A 255-nucleotide genomic window follows, 5' to 3' on the forward strand; every position below is an offset into this window, starting at 1 on the left:
CCCTTGTCCGCACGCAACTTGCCCGGGCGTTTGCGGGGATGGCCATTCAGACCCGAGACTGCCGGAATGGCATCGAGCGTGGGCTCGAATGCCATCGAGTCGTGTCGGTTGGCGCCCGTGACCGTGACGGCCAGTGGAATGCCGCGCGCGTCTACAACGATGTGCCGTTTCGACCCGAGCTTTCCCCGGTCTGTCGGGTTGGGGCCGGTTTCCTGGCCCCCGGGGGCTGGCAACACTGGCAGCATCGAGGCTCGC

At 67.1% G+C, this 255-nt stretch carries 1 pseudogene; it reads right to left on the bottom strand.

The features are described from left to right. Positions 1-255: pseudogene (locus ACLFKU_RS44775) on the bottom strand (transposase); the annotation flags it as partial.

Origin of the sequence: Paraburkholderia sp. EG304, from assembly GCF_046543485.1 — a bacterium.
GTDB classification, from domain to species: domain Bacteria; phylum Pseudomonadota; class Gammaproteobacteria; order Burkholderiales; family Burkholderiaceae; genus Paraburkholderia; species Paraburkholderia youngii.